This window comes from Neobacillus niacini (genome assembly GCF_036961885.1).
GTDB classification, from domain to species: Bacteria; Bacillota; Bacilli; order Bacillales; family Cytobacillaceae; genus Neobacillus; species Neobacillus niacini_H.
Genome location: NZ_JBALNQ010000108.1, coordinates 1 through 1,344 on the forward strand (window position 1 = coordinate 1; position 1,344 = coordinate 1,344).

Below are 1,344 nucleotides of genomic sequence, written 5' to 3' on the forward strand. Positions count from 1 at the left end.
AGATAATAGTAGAAAGTCATCAATCCCATAAATTAACGAGTTATTTATGATATAGGATTAATTTCCCATTATATTTTAAAATCAACTTCAAATAAAAGTATATTGTTTCGACAAAATCTGTTAATCTAATATATAGTTTTTAGATTTTTTTTAGGAGGAAACATAATGAGAGCTGAACGAACAAAGAAAAAGAAAAAATGGCTCCGTGTTACTGGAATTATATTATTACTACTTCTAATTGGCATTGGGTCATACGCCTATTCAGTATATACCTCTTTAACTAATGCTGTAGAAACTATGCACAAACCGTTAGATCGGACTAAATCCGATAAACGTCCAGAACAAGTATCTTTAGATAGTAAGCAGCCGTTTTCCGTTCTTATGCTGGGAGTTGATGAGCGTAATGGAGATAAAGGACGTTCAGATACTATGATTGTCTTAGCTGTTAATCCACAATTAAATTCAGTAAAAATGCTCAGTATCCCACGCGATACACGCACTGAAATTATTGGAAAAGGAACACAAGATAAAATTAACCATGCCTATGCATTTGGTAATGAAGAAATGTCAATGAAAACAGTTGAAAACCTTTTAGATATTCCAATCGATTATTTTGTTAGAGTGAACATGGATGGTTTTAAAGATATAATCGATGCTGTTGGTGGAATAACTGTCAACAATGATTTAGATTTTTCTCAAGATGGTTACCACTTTCCTAAAGGGCAAATAAAATTAGATGGTAAGAAAGCATTAGCTTTTACCCAAATGAGATATGAGGACCCACGTGGTGATTTTGGCCGTCAATTACGTCAGCGTGAAATTATTCAGGGTATTCTTAAGGAAGGTGCAAGTCTCTCTTCACTTACAAAATATCAAAGTATTTTTTCAGCTCTTGGTAATAATGTCAGAACCAATCTTACTTTTGACCAAATGAATGATATTCAAAAAAATTATCGAAGTGCTGCTGGTAGTGTACAACAAATGAGTGTAAATGGTAGTGGAACAAAAATTAATGATATTTATTATTATATTATTCCAGACGATGAAAAGGATCGTATTCAAATTGAATTAAAAACACATTTAGATATACAATAAATACAAAAACTCTTCCTGGTTAGTTAAGGGAGAGTTTTCTTTTATTAAAGAAAGACTGCTATAAATTTAAATTTTAAATTATAGCAGTCTTTCTTATTAATTATAGGTTCCCTTAGGATTTATTTTACTTAGAGCGAGTATTCCTAATTACGTTTTTTTCTTGCTGTTTTATAAACTTCCTACTAATAAAGTTAATTAAAAATTTCAATACTAGAAATACAAGAAAAAATATAATAAACCCATATAAGC

The 1,344-nt window shown here is 30.4% G+C and carries 1 protein-coding gene; it reads left to right on the plus strand.

Translation table 11 applies throughout. The annotated features are described in order from the left end of the window. The first annotated feature begins 165 nt into the window (after positions 1-165). Entirely contained in the window at positions 166-1,095 is a 930-nt protein-coding gene (gene tagU / locus V7124_RS26155) for a polyisoprenyl-teichoic acid--peptidoglycan teichoic acid transferase TagU (protein WP_335411925.1), read from the plus strand. Positions 1,096-1,344: the final 249 nt, after the last annotated feature.

What these genes read in the sequence shown, in the direction of transcription:
- tagU (WP_335411925.1), top strand. Translation starts at nt 166, where the DNA reads ATGAGAGCTGAACGAACAAAGAAAAAGAAAAAATGGCTCCGTGTTACT.